Raw genomic sequence first — 20,784 nt, 5'->3', positions numbered from 1 at the left:
AGATGAATGTTATTGACGTCACCTTTCAACAGTTAAAAGAAAAAAAGCAAACGGCACTTATTCCATTTATCACCGTAGGTGATCCAGACCTTGCAGCGACGGTAGATTTAATAGAGAGACTAGAAAGCGCAGGTGCAGATATGATAGAACTCGGCGTTCCATACTCTGATCCACTTGCGGATGGTCCTGTCATTCAAGCTGCTTCACAGCGTGCACTTGCCAATCAAGTGCATATCATGGACTGTATTCAAGTAGCGAAACAAGCACGGGAAAGAGGAGTAAAGCTCCCTTTTATTTTGTTTACGTATTATAATCCTGTTTTACAGTTTGGAATAGAGGAATTGTTTGCCCAATTGCAACAACATGATATTAGTGGGATCATTATTCCAGATTTACCTTGGGAAGAAAATAAACAAGTTATGCATTGCGCAAAGCAACATGGCGTACATTTAGTTCCGTTGGTCGCACCGACTTCCAAAGAGCGGCTGCACAACATCGTAGCACATGCACAAGGCTTCATCTATTGTGTTTCTTCTCTGGGTGTGACGGGAGTGCGCAATGACTTTACGTCAGGCATTGAATCTTTTTTAGCAGAAGTGAGAAGGGTAAGTGACATCCCGATAGCCATAGGGTTTGGTATTTCTACAGCAGAACATGTGGAAAGGTTTTCTGCGATGTGTGATGGTGTAGTAGTAGGTAGTGCTATCGTGAAAAAAATTGAACAGTGTGTCAAGGTAAATCAGACGAAGCAAGAGAGAGAAGCTGGATTGAGAGAAGTGGAGCAGTTTGTTGCAGCATTAAAAGGATGAAAATAGTAAATATTGAATACTACAGTATCCATGAATTTCGTTCATGGATTTACTTGTTTGCAAAATTTAAAATTTGTGGCATCATTAAATAAAAGTGAAGTAATGAATTAAAGCATAAAAGAAGTAAACTTAATAAGATGAAGAAATGATCTAATACAAGTTTACGCCTCAGTAGCCAGGCGTAAAGGTGTGGTGTGGAGATTTGTCCATCTTATGCATAGTGGTAATAAGTTGTATTAACAAGTTAATTCAACTTATATAGATACAATAACTTGGGGTGATTTTGTGAAAGCAAAGCAAAGAATAGTAGATCTTCCAGTATACAAGCCAGGGAAGCCAATAGAAGAAGTGAAGAAAGAATTAGGATTGAAAAACATTATCAAATTAGCATCCAATGAAAATCCTTACGGTTGTTCACCAAAAGTCAATGAAGCAGTGATAGCTGAATTAGAACAAACGAACATGTATCCTGATGGAGCGAGTAGTAAATTAAGACAAGCTCTAGCTGCACACCTTAATATAGAAGAAAATCAATTTATTTTTGGTGCGGGTTCTGATGACGTGCTACTTATGATTTGCCGTGCTTATCTCGAAGCAGGGGATGAAACTGTCATGGCAACACCGACATTTCCTCAGTATAAACACAATGCAGAAATTGAGGGTGCGGTAAGTATTGAAGTTCCTTTGAATAATGGAAACCATGACTTGCCAGCTATGGCTAAGGCCATTACAGAGAAAACAAAAATCGTCTGGGTCTGTAACCCGAATAATCCAACGGGTACCATGGTGAGTCATGAGGAACTAGTTGAATTTATGCAGCAAATTCCTACTCATATTCTGGTCGTGATAGATGAGGCTTACGTGGAATACAACTACAATAATAAACAATTCCCACGTAGTTTGGAGTTGCTACAGCAATATGATAACATGATGATTCTTCGTACGTTTTCCAAAATTTACGGACTAGCTGCGCATCGTATAGGGTACGGCATTGCAAACTCACACGTGATACAGACTGTCAATCAAGTTCGTGAACCATTTAACACAACGAGATTTGCACAAGCTGCTGCGATTGCGGCGATAAGGGATCAAGCATTTGTCACCACATGTTGTCATAAAAATGAAGAAGGTATCCATTATTTAAGTCAACAATTTAACCGTTTAAAGTTGCAATACTTTCCTGCGCATGGTAATTTTATTATGGTTCATTTAGATCGTCCAGCGGAAGCCGTGTTTGAATATCTGTTATCGCAAGGGATCATAGTAAGAGGGGGTAACTATTTAGGTTATCCAACTTCAATTCGTGTCACCGTAGGTACACAAGAGCAAAATGTTGCGTTTATTACCGCTTTGGAAAAAACATTGCAGCACATTAGCCCTGTCTAAGTGAATCCATGATTTTATATTTTCGCCAGACTGTTGTAGTATTGCGAAAATAAATGAAAGTGCGTGGTGATGAGAAATGAAAAAAGTAACGATATTAGGAATTGGTTTAATAGGTGGTTCGCTTGCACTATGCCTAAAAGATCATAAAGATGTTCATGTCATCGGACATGCAAGGCGACAAGAAACGATAGATACCTGTTTATATCGTGGAATTATAGATGAGGGAACAACGTCGCTGGAAGCAGCGGTGAGTGATGCTGATTTTATTTTCATATGTGTACCCGTTAGTTTGTTGCCCACTTACTTGGAGAAACTAAATCAGCTGCCTTTAAAAAAAGGTTGTATTATTAGTGATGTCGGAAGTACGAAACAAACAATCGTATCTAGTGCGAAAGTATTACAACATAAAGATGTTTATTTCATTGGTGGTCATCCGATGGCTGGTTCAGAACGCACGGGTGTAGACGCAGCTTCTTCTTATTTGTTTGAGAATGCTTTTTATGTGTTAACTCCGCTAGAAGATACACCTGTAGCGGTGTATGAGCAATTAGAAAGCTTGCTTCAATTCACGAAAGCAAAGATAGTGAAATTGGATGCAAAGATGCATGATGAAGTGGTTGGTGCTATCAGTCATTTACCACATATCATCGCCGCGGGTTTGGTGTACCAAGTAAGTCAGTACCATGAAAATAATGATTGGTATGGACTATTGGCAGCAGGTGGTTTTCGTGATATTACAAGAATTGCTTCCAGTGATCCTGTGATATGGCGTGATATATTAATGAACAATCGGGAAGTGTTGATTCAACTTTTAGATGATTGGCATGGGCAAATGGAAGATTTCAAACAGTGGCTTGAAGCCGCAGATAGCAAACAAATTGAAGAGCGTTTCGAGGCTGCGAGTCGTTTTAGAAATAGTTTACCTGAAAAGAGAAAAGGTGCTATAACATCCTTATACGATCTATATGTTGACATCCCAGATCATCCCGGAGTCATTGGAGAGATAACTTCCCAACTTGGAGCACAGCTTATTAGTTTGAGTAATATTGAAATTATAGAAAGTCGAGCAGAAGTTCCAGGGGTGCTTAGAATATCTTTTCAACATCAACATGAATTTGATGCAGCAATTAAGCTATTAAAGCAGTTAAACTACGATGTGCATATTTAAATGTCCATAGCATCATATCGCTTTTATATGAGTGGGAGGGAAAGGTAATGAGTGATCATCCTTTCCCTTTTCTTAGTTATAATATCGATTGAATAAAAAATTGGAAATTTCTTATTGACGTATGAAAGCGTATACATTATACTATAACTACAGTATGGTTTCTCTCCACTCCTATCCGAAATAGCACTATAATAAGTGCATCCACCCTATGGGTGGTTTTTTTTTGCCTTTTTATTTAAAACGTACGTATGATTTTTCAGGATAACTTATTTGTTTATTCATCCTTTTTTGAAAAAATAATTTTTCAGTTAAATAAAAAATGATTGTGAAAGCTTACAAATATATGTTAATATTTACATTGTACCTTTTTTAAATGTGAATTTTAACAAGGTGTGTAATATGATAAAATACAAAATAAATATAATAAATCAAACAAAAACTTAAAAATAAAATGGTGACAAGTTGAAGTCGTGTTTTAATATGTAGTACTATAAATAAAGTATGGAGTAATATAATACAAATGATGACAGTACAACTTAGCTGCATGACAATGCAACGATTTAATTAACAACCTTACTACTACACTACAAAGTAACCTAACTACATTACAACATCATTACAGTTCAACATTTTAGCCAGAAAAACAAATGGTCATGGCTAGATGTCATCGCTATGCCTGCAACCTATTACCATATCTTTCGTTCATTACATAGAAATATAGGTTTACCCGTTTAAAAAGGAGCATTTTTCACCATATATGAGCAAGTAAATTTTTTTAATGATAGCTATAAGTCAAACAAATAATGAGTTTTATTTTGCATACATAAATGTAAATTTTAAAATATATAAAATGAAGAAATCATAAATTGCAACTTTTACGCCTCAGAAGCGAGGCATAAAAGTTGATGTAGAGATGTCTCGATCTTATAAAATGAGCAAATATATCGGATAGAGCGCAACTTCTTACTTCTTTTGTAGTATAAAAGAGTGAATGGATCATCTGGGAAGTAGTTGTGGCGTTACAAGGAGGGTCGCTTGTAATGAATGATTCCCAGATTATTAGGGAAATAAAAGATGGAAATGCTGAGTGTTTTGAAGAACTTATTCATCGCTATGAAAGAAAGATTCTATCTTTTATTTATCATATGTTGAAAAGTTCACAACTGGATCATTTAGCAGAAGATTTATGTCAAGAGACCTTTTACAAAGCATTTAGAAGTTTGAAAACGTTTAGGGAAGTGGAAGCATCATTTTCAACATGGCTGTATACGATTGCGAGGAATACGGTGCTTAGTGAATTGAGAAAGCACAAGAGTGTTCAAGTGTCCATTGATGAAAGTGGCGTGGTTCCGGAAGCTCCTGCTGATCGATTACCAGAATCAGAGACGTTGCGTAATGAAAAAGTAGCATTAGTTCGTCATGCTATTAATAATCTACCTGAAAAACAACGATCCGCTCTCATATTAAGAGAATATGATCAATTAGAATATGTGGAAATTGCTAATATTTTAGGGCAAACAGTTAGCTCGGTAAAATCACTACTCTTTCGAGCTAGAAATAACGTGAAAACACAGGTAGAGCCATATTTTCTTGAACCAGTTTTTGCGGACTCAGAAAGGGTGAATAGGTCGTGAAGTGCCATGAAATTCAAGAAGAACTAGGGAAATATTGGGATCTGAACAATGATGATGCAAAAAAGCAACAGATTGATTTCCATATAAAGCATTGTTCTGCTTGTCGCCGTGAGTTTGAAATTTGGGAAGAAAGTAGACAATTAATTTCTTCTACGTCTTTTACAACTTCCTCATCGCCATTAGCTCATTCCTCTACATTTTCTTCTTCGATTTCTAATAAAGTCATGGATAGGATATATGAAGAAAATAGTTGGAATAAACCAATAGCCCGTCACTTGTATACTTTTTCTCTAAAACAAAGATGGACTTATTTATTGGCTATTACACTATTTTTATCGTTATTTATACTTAGTTTCGTGTTGTCTGTCATCATGCCATTTAGTGATCCAGTCTCACCTGTACAATTAAGTTATAATGCGATTGCCACCCCATTAGATGATTCGGTGGTACTGACTACAGCATCCAGAACAGCGGTAACATCTAAAATAGAAGATCCGTTTTTGTTAAGTATAGAAGATAACCCTAATTATTATTTGTTATTTTCTTCTGTTGGTATTATCATGCTACTGCTACTACTTCGTTGGTTTATTCAAATTAGAAACGAACATCAATTTGATTGAAGATCACCACACCATCACAAGGCTTTCATTAATGCATGTCATTAATGAAAGCCTTTGTGTATATAAGGATATTTTTAGAAGCAATGAAGAAGTATGTGAGGAGTGATATACATAATGAAAGTGATGTTGATTCGTCATGGTGAAACGGACTATAACGCACAAGGCAGGATTCAAGGACAAATTAATATTCCTTTAAATGAAATGGGAAAGCAGCAGTGTGAGTCCCTAGCACATCGTCTAAGTGTAGAAAAATGGGACTGTATATACAGCAGTGATTTGATGCGAGCACGGGATACAGCGCAAATAGTGGGCGATAAATTAGCCTTGCCTGTCATGACAGATATAAGATTAAGAGAAAGGAGTTTTGGAAAATTAGAAGGATTAACAAGAGAGGAACGAAAGCAATACGAAGATCAGGATGAAGCTTCTCTGTATGTAGAGTCTACAGCTAATCTAGTGCAAAGAGGAATGGGTTTTTTGAATAATTGTGTAGACCAGGATAAACAATCTCGCGTTATCGTTGTCACGCACGGAGGCTGGATCAATCATATATTACAACATATTTTAAATAAAAGTCATAGGCTGAGAGTAGATAACACATCGGTATCTGTTTTAGATTATGGTAAGCATAATCAGCAGTGGACACATACGTTGCTGAATTGTACGATGCATTTAGATAAGTTGAATTGAACTTGTTCAATTAACTTATTACCACTAAACATAAGATGGAGAAATTACAACATGATAACCTTTACGCCTGGCAGCTGAGGCGTAAACTTGGTTTTCAATATTTCTTCACCTTATATAAATAAGTTGAATTGAACTTGTTCAATTAACTTTCATAGAAAATAAGTAATGTGTAGATAACAGGAATATTTATGCAAAAATATCCCCATAATGAATTTAAAACCATCATTTTGTTATCAGCAGGGGGATTGCGATGAATTTAGCTGATATGTTAAGTTACTCGGATATTGATCAATTAAGTCAAATTGCAACGCAGTATAATTGCAGGTGTAGTTCTAACTCCAAGCGGGAGCTTATCCAAGCTATACTTATTGCTTTTTCGAGAAAAGATCAGTTTGAAGACTTGGTGAAGAACTTAACTTTGGAAGAAAGCCACTTTATGCAATTATTACTGTTTGAAAAAAAGAAAAAATATAGTTTAGAGGAATTAATGGCTAGAGCCAATTATAGCGTGATGGACAATAAAGATGAGCCTGAAAACAGAGGAAAAGGTCAGTCACGAAAAAAAATATCTAAATTCAAACAGTTAGGTTTTTTATTTAACGGAGTTTCTCATCAAACAAAATATGAATTTCAAGTTCCGACGGATCTGAAGCAAAAAATATTTGCAGTAATGTATAAGCAATTTAAATCGCATATGCAATATGTAAAGCCCCCACAAATATATCGTGATGAGAGTTCGTTGATCACCGATGACATTTTTAAGTTTTTAACCTTTGTTCAGGAAGAAGAAATACCCATTACGCCAGAAGGATTCATGTATAAACGCAGTTTACAACACATATTATCCCAAATGTCTGTAGCAGAACAACCAGTGGACAAAGGAGAATGGAGATTTGGATACGGCAGAAGGTTCAAAATGTACCCTAATCGTTTCTCTTTCATCTATGACTACTGTATTACAAGTAAGCTGTGTCAAGAGAAAGATGGCTTTATTCAGTTAACAGAAGAAGGAACAGAGAGAGTTGCAAAAAGATTAAAAGAAAAAAATATGCAAGTATATCATTTGTACATTAAATTGTATAAAGCCCCCATACGAAACATACTTGCACTAGTCGCTTGGATTCAAAACCTTGCGGAAAATTGGATAGCTGTAGAGCCGTTAAAAGAAGTATTGTTACCTTATGTAAAACCATATTTTTACGATAATCAACATGATATTTTAGAAAAAAGAGTACTAAAAATGATGCTACATTTAGGCATTATCACTGTGAGTGAGGATGAAGAAGTCGGAACATGCATTAAAACGACGCACATTGGAAAACAGTTGATGAACCAAGTAACCATTACAGATTTTGATACCATCATGCGTATTGACACCAGTTAGATGACCATGTACAATCACCCCCAAAGATGAAATAAGGGGGAAATCATATGTTATATCAATATGAAGGGTTTGTACCGTTTGTCTCACCATCGTCTTATATTGCTGAAGGCGCTAAAATCATCGGAGATGTACATATAGGGGAAGAGGCAAGTGTATGGTTCAATGCCGTATTACGCGGAGATAACGCACCAATACGGATAGGGAACAGAAGTAACATTCAAGATGGGGCCATTGGTCATGTCGATGCAACGATGCCACTTTTGGTAGACAATGATGTGACAATTGGACACGCGGCTATCGTCCATGCTTGTCAAATAAAACAGTACAGTTTGATTGGCATGGGAGCAAAAATATTAAATCAAGCCGTCATTCGTGAAGGTGCGCTCGTGGCAGCGGGCAGTGTCGTGATGGAAAATATGGAGATACCAGCCTATACACTTTGCGCTGGCGTACCAGCAAAAGTCATCAGAGAACTTAAGGATGATGATATAAAGCGCATGAAACTTGCTGCAGAAAGTTATGTTGTCAAGGCGAATCAATATAACCAGAAGCTTGTTCAAATAAAAAAAATGGAATAGAGCAAATTTAAAGGAGTGGTATGAATGGAAAGATTAAGTATTATTTATGATGCACTGTTAAGTCTTCATGCGGAGATGTTTTTAGATAAAGCACTCAAAGACTATAAAGTCGAACAATTATATGAAGCGATAGATGAAGCCTTACAACGTGGCGATCAAAATGAATTTTACACATTGACGTCTGAACTTAATTTGATTCAAGAAAATACATACTCTCATTGATAACATAACACATATACATATTCAACCTAGAAGGTGATTTTATTTTACGCTTCATCGCTCCGATAGGAGCTTTTTTTTGTTATAATTTAAATAAGTTGAGTGAACTTGTTCAATCAACTTATTACCGCTAAACATAAGATGAAGAAATTACAATATTATAACCTTTACGCCTGGCAACTGAGGCGTAAACTTGTGTTCTATGATTTCTTCATCTTAATTATAAGTTGAGTGAACTTGTTCAATCAACTTATTACTGCTAAACATAAGATGAAGAAATTACAATAATTTTTACGCCTGGCAACTGAGGCGTAAACTTGTGTTCTATGATTTCTTCATCTTAAATATAAGTTGAGTGAACTTGTTCCATCAACTTATTACCGCTAAACATAAGATGAAGAAATTACAATAATTTTTACGCCTGGCAACTGAGGCGTAAACTTGTGTTCTATGATTTCTTCAACTTAATAGTTTTACAGATCAGTGGTAGGAGGGTAGAGATGAAATTTAGTGAGATTGAAAGTGAACAATGGGAATCGTTAAAGCCATATTTGGATACCTGCTTACTTCCTCTTGGTGGTTTGCATGGAAGTGAAAGCCCAATCGAAGTCATTACTGCATTAGAAAAATTAAGAGATGTATTGGACATTGTGGAAGTCCCATACAAAGGAAGAGTCGTTACATATCCCGCCATTCAATATCAATGGCATGAGGAAGTCACATTTGTCCAAATGGTAGATCAAATTTGTCATCAATTAAAGCAGCAATTCACTTTTGTTATTGTGGTCACTGCAGATGAAAAAATAGAAAATATGCAGTTTGCCCATGCAGATATGTTGGTTTCATCTAAGCATTTGGACAACCCAATGAAAGAAGAAATATTACAATCTGTCCAGCAGTTATGGACGAAAGTGTGACAATTTCATAACATTTTGTTGTTTTTCGATCAGATCACAGCATAAAAGCTTGGCTAATTATTGACGCTTATGATGGCGCTGAGATATCATATTATTGTTATATTTATGAATTGGTTCATTTTAACTCTTACAACGATCAAAGTAATGAATGAACAATGGTAGGTTGAAAATGAGAACAACGTATGAAGCAATGCTTTAGACGAGAAGTAAAGGGGGTACTTGAACAAATGAGCGGAGAGCACAATGAACAGCCAAAGAAAAGTGTCTTTCGTAAAGAAATGTCCAGAAGGCAATTTCTTTCTTATACACTTGGTGGATCGGGAGCTTTTATGGTAGGTGTGCCACTTCTATATAATGTACGGTTTGCTGTAGATCCATTATTAAAACCGGACGCTGATGGGGAATATGTCAAAGTTGTAGAAGTATCAGAAGTGACGCAAGAACCGCAATCTTTTCAATTTGAACGTCTTATTGTGGATGGGTGGTATAAAAATGACACTACCTTTGAAGCTTGGATTTCTAAAGATGAAAGCGGTAATATTTTTGCCCTGTCTCCGGTATGTAAACATTTAGGATGTACGGTGAAATGGAACGGTAGTCAGGATTTCTCAGATGAATATTTCTGTCCATGCCATGCTGCTCGCTACACAAAAGATGGTAAAAACTTAACAGTGGCGCCGGCACCATTGGATGAATATCCGGTTAAAATTGAAGATGGCTGGGTGTATTTAAGCACAACAAAGCCAAACAGTAGAGTGTAAAGGAGGCGATATCAGATGTTAAAAAAAATGTATAATTGGATCGATGAACGTCTTGATATTACGCCGATGTGGAGAGATGTTGCGGATCATGAAGTTCCAGAACACGTGAATCCAGCTCATCATTTTTCTGCATTCGTATATTGTTTCGGAGGGCTGACGTTCTTCATCACGATATTACAAATTTTATCTGGTATGTTTTTAACGATGTACTACGTACCAGACATTACAAACGCATATAAAAGTGTTGACTTTTTACAACATGAAGTGGCATTCGGTGTCATTGTAAGAGGTATGCATCACTGGGGAGCAAGTTTAGTTATTGTTATGATGTTCTTACACACCTTACGGGTATTTTTCACTGGTTCCTATAAAGCGCCACGTGAAATGAACTGGGTTGTAGGTATGTTGATTTTTATGGTTATGCTAGGGCTAGGTTTTACTGGTTACTTGCTTCCATGGGATAACAAAGCATATTTCGCAACAAAAGTTGGTATCCAAATTGCAGCATCCGTACCTTTGCTCGGACCTTATATAGAAACTTTCTTACAAGGTGGAAGTATTACAGGTGCACAGACCTTAACACGTTTCTTTGCATTGCACGTATTTTTCTTACCAGGTGCATTGTTCGCACTGTTAGCAGGTCATTTCATTATGATTAGAAAACAAGGTATTTCAGGTCCATTGTAAACCGTTTAACGCTATTACATGTTAGATGAAGTACTTTGTATTAAGTAATGGTTGTATATGTAGTTGAAAGGAGGATACGATTATGGCGCATGATCATCATTCAAAAGATGAAAAAGTGATCTACGTTGGAGATTCCCGTGTTAAACAAGGTGGAAAATTTGTACCACCACCAGATTATTCTGCGTATCCGGGTAAATCGGAGGCATTTATACCTAATTTCTTATTGAAAGAGTGGATGGTTGGTTGTGTTGTGTTAATTGGCTTTTTAGCATTAATCATTGCGCATCCATCACCACTTGGATATCCTGCAGATCCAAATAACAGTGCTTTTATTCCGATGCCTGACTGGTATTTCTTGTTTATGTATCAGTTGCTAAAGTACCCTTATTTGTCTGAGGATTATGTCGTATTTGGTACGGTAATTATTCCTGGCTTATTGTTCGGTGCACTAACACTTGCTCCGTTTTTAGATACGGGTAAAGAAAGAAGATTTTATAAAAGACCGATCGCTAGTTCTCTAATGCTTCTTAGTTTTGCTGCAGTTGTTTATTTAACGGTAGTATCTTGGGATCATTACCAACATGAATTGGAAATCAATAACATCATTCCTGAGCATATTGAACGTGCAGAGAAATTAGCTGCTGGGGAAGATGTGCGAGAGGAAGAAGAAGAGACTGTCATTCCTATCGTTGGGCAAAGTGAAGTAGGGTATGAAATTTACGAAGCTTCTAGTTGTTTAAGCTGTCATGCTTCTGGTCTGGAAGGTCAAGCTAGTTTCCCACCACTTCTTGGTATAGGAGATAAGTATACAGAAGATGAGCTTGTGGACATCATGAAAAATGGTATTGGTACTATGCCAGCACAATGGGATAGTAATATCACTAATGGCCTAACAGAAGATGAACTAAATACATTAGCTGCTTGGTTAGCAACGCAAAAGGCACCAGCAGAAGATGCAGCTAGTGCAGAGTAATCTAGCTTATTAAAGCAGATAAATGTTTTGTTTAAAAAATATTTATGTTGCTGTTGATGCATCATAGTAAAACATAACATAGCATATAAGATTAGAATGAAGTCTGACCTCTCGTAAGGTCAGGCTTTTTCTAAAGAAGAGAGAAGGTTACATGGCTATGCAAAGTATTAAATTTTTTGTATCTCCTGCTTTTTTGCTACATAAAACGATATTGCTGGTGCTCATTATAAGCAATGGTTTAGGTACGATATATGGTTATGAATGGTATAGCGGACAGTTGGCTGCCACAGCACGAGACCATGCTAATATTTTGCTCATTTTTGTGCCAGATAGTCCGACTGCTAGTTTATTTTTTACTATCGTATTAATTTCATTTTGGCTCAGAGTAAGAAAAGGGAACGGCGATAATGTTTCACCATTACATAAACTTTACCATAAGCAGCGTAAACAAGGAGTCGGTTTTCATCTGCGTTCATGGATCGAAGCACTTGCATTGATTACGATGATTAAGTATGGGACGTGGGCTGTGTTGATGATTATAGGTGGAGCAATGCAAGGGAATGATTTGAATTGGCAGGATTATATGCTGCTCACATCCCATTCTGCGATGGCTGTTGAAGTGATGCTATATGCGCGGTTTATGCAATATCGTACAATTCATATTGTGTTGGCTGCGATCTGGACACTTAGCAACGATATTCTAGATTACTCTCTTTCCATCTTCCCTTATTTGCCTCGACCATTAAATGACGATGTATTTGTTGTGCAATGGATTACGATTGGGTTGAGTTTACTTTGCATAGGACTTGCTTTTATGTTTATGTTGCAAAGAAGAGAAATAGGAAGTAAAAAAGCGGTCTAAATGTGGACATCCCCCCATATGATAGTCATATAACGAGGGGGGGACAAGGTATGAGATTAGGATTCATTAGTTTTATGATCATCACAATTCTCCTACTGTTCGGATGTTCGATGGACAGCTCTGCTAACATAGATGCAACGAAAGTGCTTAGTGAACAAATAAATGAACAAGGATTAAAACAACTGGAGCAACAGGCACAATTGTTTTTTAATTATGTGATGAGTGGAGAATATGAACAAGCTCATGTTCATTTGCAATTACTTCGTAAGCAAGCGACACGAATTAATTTTGACTCCCGCACAGGGGTAGAAGGAATGCAGGCTTTTACGAGTAGTATCATTGAAGCACAAAAAATCTTTGCTAATATTCGTTTTTCCCCAGAACAAGCGAAGCTGGCAGCGACACAAGTGAGATATGCGGTAGATAGCCTCACCCATGCCGAGCGTCCCATGTGGATGGAGTTAAAGGCAAGTATGAGCAAAACAGCGAAGTTGCTAGTGGATGCGGTAAGAAATGAAAATGTAGAGGAAACAAAAACACATTATGTACAATTAAAACAGCAGTATCAAGTGTTGCGGCCTGCATTAGCAATTTATCATACACCACAAACCGTGCAGAAATCAGATTCGTTGTTTATATTTTTTGAAAAACAAGGAATGAAAGACGGGGACATCGACTTCAGTGTCCTATCTCACATTGGGGAACAAGTGCATGCCATGGTAGAAATGTTATTTTCCAACAAAGAAGATGCAGCAGCATTTACGAACGTCATTAACCCGAATCCCATTGTATGGATCGTGACGATTGGCTTGTTTATTGTCATGGTGCTGACGTATACTGCATGGAGGAAATACAAACATATTTCTTTCTTGTCTTAGATACAAACGTCTTAGGTACAAAACGCTAATACCAAATCTAAACATAAGATTCAAAAGATTCAATTACAAGATAAACATTGAATAGATATATAGTTATATTCACTTTAATAAAAAAGATTCATTATTCAAATAATTTTATTTTCACAAATAAAAAACAGGTCATTTCCTTCTTACAGATAGGGGAAGACCTGTTTTTTATCATTATCACGACATAAGATACACCATAAAGACATTAACTAAGTCATCTTATAGATAAGTTGAAAGAACTTGTTCAGTCAACTTATTACCACCGTTGATAAGATGAAGAAATTTCATTACCCTTTACGCCTGGCAACTGAGGCGTAAACTTGAATCCCATCATTTCTTCATCTTGTATACTATGTAGTTATTCTGTTTTAAACCCTTCACCAAGCACGTCGTGTACGTCATTAATGATCAAGAATGCTTTAGGATCAAGTTGTTTAACTAGTAATTTCACTTTCCTTACTTCTTGACGATATACGACACAGTAAACGACATCTTTTGGTTGCAGCTTATATCCGCCTTTTGCTGAAAAAATTGTTACCCCGCGCTCTGTTTCAGATTGTATTCGTTCTGCTATCATCGGTGCTTGTTCACTAATAATGGTGAATGCTTTTGCTCGATGTTCTCCTTCTTGAATAAAATCTATAATGCGTGCGGCAACAAAAACTAAAATTAAGGTATAAAATATTTTTTCGTAATGTATGTAGAAAGCAGATGTGGTAAGAACAAGGGCATCAATAGTCAGTAAGACTTGTCCCATACTCCAACCTCTCGTTTTGTTCCCTAGCCTCGCGATAATATCCGCTCCACCTGTCGTTCCCCCAAAGCGAAATACGAGACCTAATCCAACGCCTGTTGCTACACCGGCATACAATGTAACAAGAAGTACATCATCTAGCTCTGGTGGCATGATCAAGCCTTTACTCATCAAAAATTCAATGACCCATAAGAAAAACGAAAGAGATAAGGTTCCGAATATGGTCAGACCCATCGAGGCTTTCCCAATAAATCTCCACCCGACGTAAAACAGTGGAATATTAATCAATAATGTAGTGTAAGAAGGAGGAATATCGAGTGCATAATTAATAAGTAAAGATATCCCCGTCACGCCACCTTCCATTAGTTCATTTGGAATGACGAGCAAATGTATGGCTGCTGCATAAATGGCAGTACCAATCATAATCGGTATAAGTTGTTTCCATAACATATTTACGTTTAATTTCAAATTCATTCACCTGCTTGTTATGATGTATATAAGATGAGTAATGTAACTTTTCATCTTATGCATAGGGGTAATAGGTTGTATATCAGCATGCATTCAACCTACATAGTATCATCCAAAGTCAACAGTTGTAGTCTTATGGGATAACATGATAATATAATTTTAACCACACCTTATCCATTATAGCAGGAAGGGGCACAAGATGGCACAAAAAAAAACGATGGAACAAATGCAAAAAGAAGTGGATGATTACATCAGTCAATTTAAAGAAGGATACTTTAGTCCACTAAGTATGTTGGCTAGGATGTCAGAAGAAGTGGGAGAGCTTGCTAGAGAAGTGAACCATGAGTATGGCGAAAAGCCCAAAAAGAATTCTGAAGCCGAAAATTCAATTGAAAATGAATTGGGAGATATTTTATTTATTGTGATTTGCTTCGCTAATTCTCTAGACATAGATTTAGAAACAGCACTACATAAAGTGATGCATAAATTTAATACTCGTGACAAAGATCGCTGGACAAAAGTCCACACTGATTAATGATCTTGGACATAAGCTGTATTAACCTACGTTCTATAAGGAGGTTGTACAGTGTGGACGGAAATGATTATATAAAAAAAGCATATGAATCTTTACTGTACCATGATTTTGGTAAAGCGATAGATTATTTTAAGAAAGCCATTGCACTGGATCCATTTAACGCTTCTTTTCATCATAAATTATCTATCACCTACGATAGAAGTAACAAATTAGACAAAGCGATGCAACATGCAGAATGCGCTTGTTTATTACAAGAAGAAAATGGAGAGTACGAACTACATTACAATCACTTGAAAGCCAAGTACAATGTAGAAGAGGCAGAGAAAGATCTGGAGTTATCTAATAGAAGAACGACACATGCGTTGAAGTTATTGACTGAGGCGATTAAACTAGACCCTCTTTTAATAGAAGCATATCTGTTAATGGGCTTTGCTCACGCTCTAAACAAAAACTACGAATTAGCATCTAAAGCTTTGATTAACGCGTTAAATTTAAATCCAGATCACAAAGTGGCTAAACAACTATTACAAGAATACGCAGTGAGTGATTCAAAATATATTCATTAGATACAACTGAGGCGTAAACCATGAAATTTAGTATTTGTTCATCTTATATCTAGTTGAATGAACTTGCTCAGTCAACTTATTACCACTAAGCGTAAGATGAAGAAATTTCAACAACACAATAGATGATGTAATATACGATGTAATTGGACATGGGGAAATCAATAAAGAAAGATAATGGAAGTTGTCTGTATCGTACAACTTCCATTTCCCCTTCATTGTTTGCTCTTTTCATATATCAAATGATCAATATACATAAACACGAGGAGGATTTGAACTTGACGACACAGAAGATAAAAGTAGCAGTAGCTGGTGCGAGAGGGAAGATGGGACGAGAAGTGGTGAAAATGGTATTGGATGATGCTGCATTGCAATTAGTCGCAGCCATTGATACTGTGGAAGGAGAAGATATTGGTACAGCTATCGGTTTACCACACTGTGGTGTGACGACTTCAAGTGATTTAGGAATGTCTTTAGCACAAGTACAGCCAGATGTACTCGTTGATTTTACCGTACCACAAGTGGCATACAGCAACACGAAGGTAGCTTTGCAACATGGGGTAAGACCGATTGTAGGTACGACAGGATTTACACCAGAACAGATTGCACAATTAAAGGAATATTGTGAAGAACACCGTATCGGAGCTTTAATCGCACCCAACTTTTCCATTGGTGCGATATTAATGATGAAATTTGCGGCGGAAGCCTCTAAATATTTGCCAAACGTTGAAATTATCGAATATCATGGGGATCAAAAGTTAGACGCTCCTAGTGGTACGGCGATTAAAACAGCTGAAAAGATCAATGAACAGCGTGAAGAGATGAGGCAAGGGAATATAAAAGAAGAAGAGACCATCGAAGGAGCACGAGGGGGGTACTACCACGGTTTCCGTATTCATAGCGTACGCTTGCCAGGGGTATTTGCACAGCAGGAAGTGATCTTTGGTGGAGATGGACAAACGTTAAAAATAAGACACGATTCCTATGATCGAGCTGGATACATGCCAGGGGTAAATGTAGCGATAAAAAAAGTAATGCATAAAGAACAACTTGTCTACGGCTTTGAACACTTTTTGGAGGACGAGCAATGACCACATTAAACATTGCGCTGGTTGCCCACGATCGTAAAAAAGAAGAAATGATACAATTTACTATCGCTTATGAGCATATATTGAAGAAACATCAACTTTTTGCTACAGGAACAACAGGGACGCGCATTATGGAGAATACGAATTTGACGTTGCATCGTTTTATGTCAGGCCCACTTGGAGGGGATCAACAAATTGGAGCGATGGTAGCAGAAAATAAGATGGATCTCATTATTTTCTTCCGAGATCCATTGATGGCGCAACCACATGAGCCAGACATCATCGCCTTACTTCGACTATGTGATGTATATGGCATACCGATTGCTACGAATATGGCTTCGGGGGAGTTGCTAGTGAAAGCAGTAGAGAATGGGGATTTTGCTTGGCGAAACATGTACCATCAAGAGGAGAAGTGAAACCTTTGAATACAAATCTTGATTTTTTAATCTTTGCTGCTCATGCCGATGATGCAGAAATTGGCATGGGTGGTACAATCGCCAAATACAGTAGGCAGCAGTATGCTGTTGGTATTTGTGATTTAACGCAAGCGGAGATGTCATCCAATGGCAACGTGTCGCTTAGAAAGAAAGAAGCTGAATTAGCTTCACAATGTTTAGGACTGCAATATCGCAGTAACTTGCAGCTGCCCGACAGAGGGTTAACTGGTGATAAACAACAATGCCATGCGATTGTGGAAGAGATTCGCAAAAATAAGCCAGCTGTCGTTTTCATTCCGTATTGGCAGGATCGTCATCCCGATCACGTTAAGTGCAGCCAAATCGTCGATGATGCTTTATTTACAGCTAAATTACGTCGCTATGAGTCAGATTACGAAGCTTGGACAGTGAATCAAGTGTACTACTACTTTATTAATGATACGGTCCACCCCAACTTTGTCGTGGATGTTACCGATGACTATGATGTAAAGATACAAGCATTACAAGCATATCAATCACAATTTATGTTTATAGAAGGGCAATCCGTAGCAACGCCACTAACGAATCAATACATAGAGCGGGTTCAAGCTAGAGACTTACTAACAGGGCAATCTTGTCAAGTGAAGTATGCAGAAGGGTTTATAAGTCGAAAACCTTTATTAGTGAATATTAATGTATCTCCGATCATCACTACAATGTAAGGTGAATAAGTATATCGTTTATGGAAACTCGTCTATAATACATGACAAAAAGGTTATCGCATACAATCTAAAACAGAAATAAAAAAGTAATAAAAGTAGAGGATGTGAGAAGTTGAAACAATTGAAAATAGGGATTACTTGTTATCCTCGTTTAGGAGGATCTGGCGTCGTAGCAACGGAGTTAGGAAAGTTGTTAGCCGAACAAGGTCATCAAGTACATTTTATTACTTACAGTTTACCGTTTCGTTTAGGTAAATTTCATAAAAACATTTTTTATCATGAAGTGGAAGTGAGAGACTATCACGTGTTCAAACATCCTCCATATGACCTTTCTCTCGCTAATAAATTAGCACAAGTTGCAACGATGCAAAAGCTAGATCTATTGCACGTGCATTATGCACTTCCTCACGCCATTAGCGCTTTTTTAGCAAAGGAAATGGTAGGAGACCAATTGAAAGTGATTACGACGCTACACGGGACAGATATTACGATTTTGGGACAGGAAGAATCATTTAAAGACTTGATTCAACTCGCCATTAACAAAAGTGATGTCGTCACAGCCGTATCACAAGATTTAATTAATGAGACGAAGAGCGTGCTCTCTATTGAGAAAGAAATTGAACTCATCTATAACTTTGTGGATAAGAGAATATATAATCCTCGTCAATGTGAACATCTACGATCGGAATTTGCACAACCAGATGAAAAAATCTTAATGCACATTTCCAACTTTAGGCCTGTGAAGCGGACATTAGATGTCGTTGACATATTTGCAAAAGTAAACAAAAAAATAAAAAGTAAACTTATGCTAGTAGGAGAAGGGCCAGATTTACCAAAAGTACAATGCAAAGTGCAAGAACTAGGCTTATCAGATGACGTGTATTTCATGGGAAAACAAGATGATGTTGCGCAAGTCATTTCCATAGCGGACGTCATGCTGCTTCCATCTGAAAAAGAAAGCTTTGGCTTAGTCGGACTAGAAGCGATGGCGTGTGGTGTGCCTACGATCGGGTCCAATGCTGGGGGCATCCCTGAATTAATTAAGCACGGGGAGACGGGGTACGTAGCACCCATTGGAGAAACGGGACTGATGGCAGAATATTGCTTAGAATTGCTGCAAAATAAAGCACGTTACGATGCATTTCGTCAAGCATGTATTCATCGAGCAACACATGAATTTTGTAACAATAAAATTACGCAGCAATATGAAAATATATATTATAAAGTACTGGAAATGGAACCCAAAATTGAGGTGTATAATAGGTAGGTGAATGGTGAAATGACAGTAACACATATGGAGGCTGAAGGAAAACAAGTGCTTCAACAGTTGCTGGATGCTGGCTATGAAGGGTACTTTGTCGGTGGTTATGTCAGAGATATTGTAGCGGGCAAAGAAGTGAAAGATATTGATATTGCCACATCTGCTACACCAGAACAAGTGATGTCTATTTTCGAACGAACGGTGCCGACAGGTTTACAACATGGCACCGTTACTGTTTTATGTGATACTTTTCAGTTTGAAGTGACGACGTTTCGAACGGAATCTTCCTACATCCATCATCGCAGACCGGAAAAAGTGGAGTTCGTTACCAACTTACACGAAGATTTGAAGCGACGGGACTTTACGATGAATGCGATGGCGATGGATATTGAGGGGAAGATTATCGATCCTTTTCACGGTCATGATGATTTGCAGTGTGGGATCATTCGATGTGTTGGCAATGCCATAGAGCGTCTGGAAGAAGATGCGCTAAGGATGGTAAGGTGTGTTCGTTTTGCTGCTAACTTTGGACTTCATATTGAAGAAGAGACATGGAACGCCATATTGGAAAAGAAATCTTTGTTACAGCATATCGCGATGGAACGTATTCAAATAGAGCTGCAAAAAATGATGACGGGTAGAGATCCTTTTCAGGGGATATGGTTGTTAAAAGAAAGTGGACTGCTCCACTATACCAAACGTCCTATTACCTTATTTGCAGATGCGTTAGAACACATCACAATGGAACATCAACATCATGTAAATGCATTGCCATTACACAATAGTATTTCCAGGTGGTGTAATCTGTTTACTCTTTTAGGAATGAATGCCGAAGAAGCCAGTACGTGTTTACGACATCTTTGCTTTTCTAATCAACATGTGTACGATACGAAGCAAAGTATACAGTGTGTGCATTTTTTGAGTGAATTGAATGACCATTGGAGTGAAGAAGAGGCGTTGTATCAGTGGAGGGAAGCCGTGTTGCTTTATGGAAAAGATGTAGTGCAGCGCGTGTTGGATCTTTTTTCACTGGACAAGCACATAAGGGAAGAAATAGATACGGTGCCTTCGATTTATCCTCTTTCTTCTGATGTGATATATTTTTTTGCGTCACATGGACAACGATGCATGGATGACATGAAAGTGTATACAGTGAAGGATTTACAACTTTCAGGAACAGATTTGCTGCCGTTGCATCCGGAACGTGGCAGCTGGATACGTGAAGTGCTTCATCAATTAATGAAGGAAGTTTCCCACGGTCAATTGGCTAATGAGAGAGACGTATTAATGTCTCGTGCAAAATCGATAATACCTGAACTTACTTAGTTTTTTTAGTAGAGTATGTATTCAAAGTGATTGATTCATGTTTTTTAGAGGAAGCGGC

23 protein-coding genes are annotated in these 20,784 nt (G+C 37.5%); 22 read left to right on the top strand and 1 reads right to left on the bottom strand.

Translation table 11 applies throughout. The features are described from left to right. Positions 1–2: 2 nt before the first annotated feature. The 15 genes from trpA (at position 3) to D1Z92_RS04210 (ending at position 13,566) form a co-directional block, all read left to right on the top strand. A complete protein-coding gene (trpA, locus tag D1Z92_RS04280; RefSeq protein ID WP_128894431.1) occupies positions 3–809 on the top strand; it encodes a tryptophan synthase subunit alpha in 807 nt (268 codons plus the stop codon). A gap of 285 nt (positions 810–1,094) precedes the next feature. Beyond that, on the top strand, positions 1,095–2,195 hold the full coding sequence (hisC, locus tag D1Z92_RS04275; RefSeq protein WP_128894430.1) for a histidinol-phosphate transaminase: 1,101 nt from the start codon (positions 1,095–1,097) through the stop codon (positions 2,193–2,195). Positions 2,196–2,271: 76 nt separating this feature from the next. Beyond that, entirely contained in the window at positions 2,272–3,363 is a 1,092-nt protein-coding gene (locus D1Z92_RS04270; protein WP_128894429.1) for a prephenate dehydrogenase, read from the top strand. A 1,040-nt stretch (positions 3,364–4,403) separates the two neighbouring features. After that, the gene (locus D1Z92_RS04265) at positions 4,404–4,997 is read left to right on the top strand and encodes an RNA polymerase sigma factor (protein WP_128894428.1); all 594 of its coding nucleotides are present in this window, start codon (positions 4,404–4,406) and stop codon (positions 4,995–4,997) included. Continuing rightward, complete coding sequence (locus D1Z92_RS04260) at positions 4,994–5,617, top strand: anti-sigma factor family protein (protein ID WP_128894427.1); 624 nt, start codon at positions 4,994–4,996, stop codon at positions 5,615–5,617. The genes D1Z92_RS04265 and D1Z92_RS04260 overlap by 4 nt, the downstream gene beginning before the upstream one ends. A 114-nt stretch (positions 5,618–5,731) precedes the next feature. Next, on the top strand, positions 5,732–6,307 hold the full coding sequence (locus D1Z92_RS04255) for a histidine phosphatase family protein (RefSeq protein ID WP_128894426.1): 576 nt from the start codon (positions 5,732–5,734) through the stop codon (positions 6,305–6,307). Positions 6,308–6,557: 250 nt separating this feature from the next. Beyond that, positions 6,558–7,691, top strand: a complete 1,134-nt coding sequence (locus D1Z92_RS04250; protein ID WP_128894425.1) for a hypothetical protein — start codon at positions 6,558–6,560, stop codon at positions 7,689–7,691. A 47-nt stretch (positions 7,692–7,738) separates the two neighbouring features. Then, a complete protein-coding gene (locus D1Z92_RS04245; protein WP_128894424.1) occupies positions 7,739–8,269 on the top strand; it encodes a gamma carbonic anhydrase family protein in 531 nt (176 codons plus the stop codon). Between the two features lie 24 nt (positions 8,270–8,293). Next, positions 8,294–8,491, top strand: a complete 198-nt coding sequence (locus tag D1Z92_RS04240; protein WP_128894423.1) for an IDEAL domain-containing protein — start codon at positions 8,294–8,296, stop codon at positions 8,489–8,491. Positions 8,492–8,988: 497 nt separating this feature from the next. Continuing rightward, positions 8,989–9,405: a DUF2487 family protein gene (locus tag D1Z92_RS04235; protein WP_128894422.1), complete on the top strand. Its 417-nt coding sequence runs from the start codon at positions 8,989–8,991 to the stop codon at positions 9,403–9,405. 182 nt (positions 9,406–9,587) lie between these two features. Continuing rightward, positions 9,588–10,166: a Rieske (2Fe-2S) protein gene (locus D1Z92_RS04230; RefSeq protein ID WP_370741207.1), complete on the top strand. Its 579-nt coding sequence runs from the start codon at positions 9,588–9,590 to the stop codon at positions 10,164–10,166. A gap of 15 nt (positions 10,167–10,181) precedes the next feature. Further along, positions 10,182–10,853, top strand: coding sequence for a menaquinol-cytochrome c reductase cytochrome b subunit (qcrB, locus tag D1Z92_RS04225; RefSeq protein ID WP_128894421.1), 672 nt, complete (start codon positions 10,182–10,184; stop codon positions 10,851–10,853). A gap of 82 nt (positions 10,854–10,935) precedes the next feature. Beyond that, complete coding sequence (locus tag D1Z92_RS04220; RefSeq protein ID WP_128894420.1) at positions 10,936–11,826, top strand: menaquinol-cytochrome c reductase cytochrome b/c subunit; 891 nt, start codon at positions 10,936–10,938, stop codon at positions 11,824–11,826. A 151-nt stretch (positions 11,827–11,977) separates the two neighbouring features. Beyond that, on the top strand, positions 11,978–12,688 hold the full coding sequence (locus D1Z92_RS04215; protein ID WP_128894419.1) for a DUF1405 domain-containing protein: 711 nt from the start codon (positions 11,978–11,980) through the stop codon (positions 12,686–12,688). Positions 12,689–12,738: 50 nt separating this feature from the next. Further along, complete coding sequence (locus tag D1Z92_RS04210) at positions 12,739–13,566, top strand: sporulation protein YpjB (protein WP_128894418.1); 828 nt, start codon at positions 12,739–12,741, stop codon at positions 13,564–13,566. Positions 13,567–13,951: 385 nt separating this feature from the next. Here the strand turns inward: D1Z92_RS04210 and D1Z92_RS04205 are convergent, their stop codons facing one another. Then, positions 13,952–14,821 (bottom strand): YitT family protein, encoded by an 870-nt coding sequence (locus tag D1Z92_RS04205; RefSeq protein ID WP_128894417.1) that lies wholly within the window; start codon positions 14,819–14,821, stop codon positions 13,952–13,954. Positions 14,822–15,014: 193 nt separating this feature from the next. Here D1Z92_RS04205 and D1Z92_RS04200 point away from each other — a divergent pair, with 193 nt between their 5' ends. The 7 genes from D1Z92_RS04200 (at position 15,015) to D1Z92_RS04170 (ending at position 20,726) form a co-directional block, all read left to right on the top strand. Then, entirely contained in the window at positions 15,015–15,350 is a 336-nt protein-coding gene (locus tag D1Z92_RS04200; protein ID WP_128894416.1) for a nucleotide pyrophosphohydrolase, read from the top strand. Between the two features lie 53 nt (positions 15,351–15,403). After that, positions 15,404–15,916, top strand: coding sequence for a tetratricopeptide repeat protein (locus tag D1Z92_RS04195; protein ID WP_164931448.1), 513 nt, complete (start codon positions 15,404–15,406; stop codon positions 15,914–15,916). 275 nt (positions 15,917–16,191) lie between these two features. Further along, entirely contained in the window at positions 16,192–17,004 is an 813-nt protein-coding gene (gene dapB, locus D1Z92_RS04190) for a 4-hydroxy-tetrahydrodipicolinate reductase (protein ID WP_276318861.1), read from the top strand. Beyond that, entirely contained in the window at positions 17,001–17,417 is a 417-nt protein-coding gene (mgsA, locus tag D1Z92_RS04185) for a methylglyoxal synthase (RefSeq protein ID WP_128894414.1), read from the top strand. Before dapB ends, mgsA begins: the two co-directional genes overlap by 4 nt. 5 nt (positions 17,418–17,422) lie before the next feature. After that, complete coding sequence (gene bshB1, locus D1Z92_RS04180) at positions 17,423–18,139, top strand: bacillithiol biosynthesis deacetylase BshB1 (RefSeq protein WP_128894413.1); 717 nt, start codon at positions 17,423–17,425, stop codon at positions 18,137–18,139. Between the two features lie 112 nt (positions 18,140–18,251). Continuing rightward, on the top strand, positions 18,252–19,406 hold the full coding sequence (bshA, locus tag D1Z92_RS04175) for an N-acetyl-alpha-D-glucosaminyl L-malate synthase BshA (RefSeq protein WP_128894412.1): 1,155 nt from the start codon (positions 18,252–18,254) through the stop codon (positions 19,404–19,406). A gap of 12 nt (positions 19,407–19,418) precedes the next feature. Then, the gene (locus D1Z92_RS04170; protein ID WP_128894411.1) at positions 19,419–20,726 is read left to right on the top strand and encodes a CCA tRNA nucleotidyltransferase; all 1,308 of its coding nucleotides are present in this window, start codon (positions 19,419–19,421) and stop codon (positions 20,724–20,726) included. Positions 20,727–20,784: the final 58 nt, after the last annotated feature.

It is taken from the genome of Longirhabdus pacifica, assembly GCF_004115085.1.
Lineage (GTDB): Bacteria > Bacillota > Bacilli > Paenibacillales > DSM-105158 > Longirhabdus > Longirhabdus pacifica.
This window is presented reverse-complemented; position numbering and strand designations above follow the sequence as displayed.

What these genes read in the sequence shown, in the direction of transcription:
- D1Z92_RS04210 (WP_128894418.1), top strand. Translation starts at nt 12,739, where the DNA reads ATGAGATTAGGATTCATTAGTTTTATGATCATCACAATTCTCCTACTG.
- D1Z92_RS04255 (WP_128894426.1), top strand. Translation starts at nt 5,732, where the DNA reads ATGAAAGTGATGTTGATTCGTCATGGTGAAACGGACTATAACGCACAA.
- mgsA (WP_128894414.1), top strand. Translation starts at nt 17,001, where the DNA reads ATGACCACATTAAACATTGCGCTGGTTGCCCACGATCGTAAAAAAGAA.
- D1Z92_RS04205 (WP_128894417.1), bottom strand. Translation starts at nt 14,821, where the DNA reads ATGAATTTGAAATTAAACGTAAATATGTTATGGAAACAACTTATACCG.
- D1Z92_RS04230 (WP_370741207.1), top strand. Translation starts at nt 9,588, where the DNA reads ATGAAGCAATGCTTTAGACGAGAAGTAAAGGGGGTACTTGAACAAATG.
- qcrB (WP_128894421.1), top strand. Translation starts at nt 10,182, where the DNA reads ATGTTAAAAAAAATGTATAATTGGATCGATGAACGTCTTGATATTACG.
- D1Z92_RS04220 (WP_128894420.1), top strand. Translation starts at nt 10,936, where the DNA reads ATGGCGCATGATCATCATTCAAAAGATGAAAAAGTGATCTACGTTGGA.
- D1Z92_RS04215 (WP_128894419.1), top strand. Translation starts at nt 11,978, where the DNA reads ATGGCTATGCAAAGTATTAAATTTTTTGTATCTCCTGCTTTTTTGCTA.
- D1Z92_RS04170 (WP_128894411.1), top strand. Translation starts at nt 19,419, where the DNA reads ATGACAGTAACACATATGGAGGCTGAAGGAAAACAAGTGCTTCAACAG.
- D1Z92_RS04245 (WP_128894424.1), top strand. Translation starts at nt 7,739, where the DNA reads ATGTTATATCAATATGAAGGGTTTGTACCGTTTGTCTCACCATCGTCT.
- trpA (WP_128894431.1), top strand. Translation starts at nt 3, where the DNA reads ATGAATGTTATTGACGTCACCTTTCAACAGTTAAAAGAAAAAAAGCAA.
- D1Z92_RS04235 (WP_128894422.1), top strand. Translation starts at nt 8,989, where the DNA reads ATGAAATTTAGTGAGATTGAAAGTGAACAATGGGAATCGTTAAAGCCA.
- D1Z92_RS04250 (WP_128894425.1), top strand. Translation starts at nt 6,558, where the DNA reads ATGAATTTAGCTGATATGTTAAGTTACTCGGATATTGATCAATTAAGT.
- D1Z92_RS04270 (WP_128894429.1), top strand. Translation starts at nt 2,272, where the DNA reads ATGAAAAAAGTAACGATATTAGGAATTGGTTTAATAGGTGGTTCGCTT.
- D1Z92_RS04240 (WP_128894423.1), top strand. Translation starts at nt 8,294, where the DNA reads ATGGAAAGATTAAGTATTATTTATGATGCACTGTTAAGTCTTCATGCG.
- D1Z92_RS04200 (WP_128894416.1), top strand. Translation starts at nt 15,015, where the DNA reads ATGGCACAAAAAAAAACGATGGAACAAATGCAAAAAGAAGTGGATGAT.
- D1Z92_RS04265 (WP_128894428.1), top strand. Translation starts at nt 4,404, where the DNA reads ATGAATGATTCCCAGATTATTAGGGAAATAAAAGATGGAAATGCTGAG.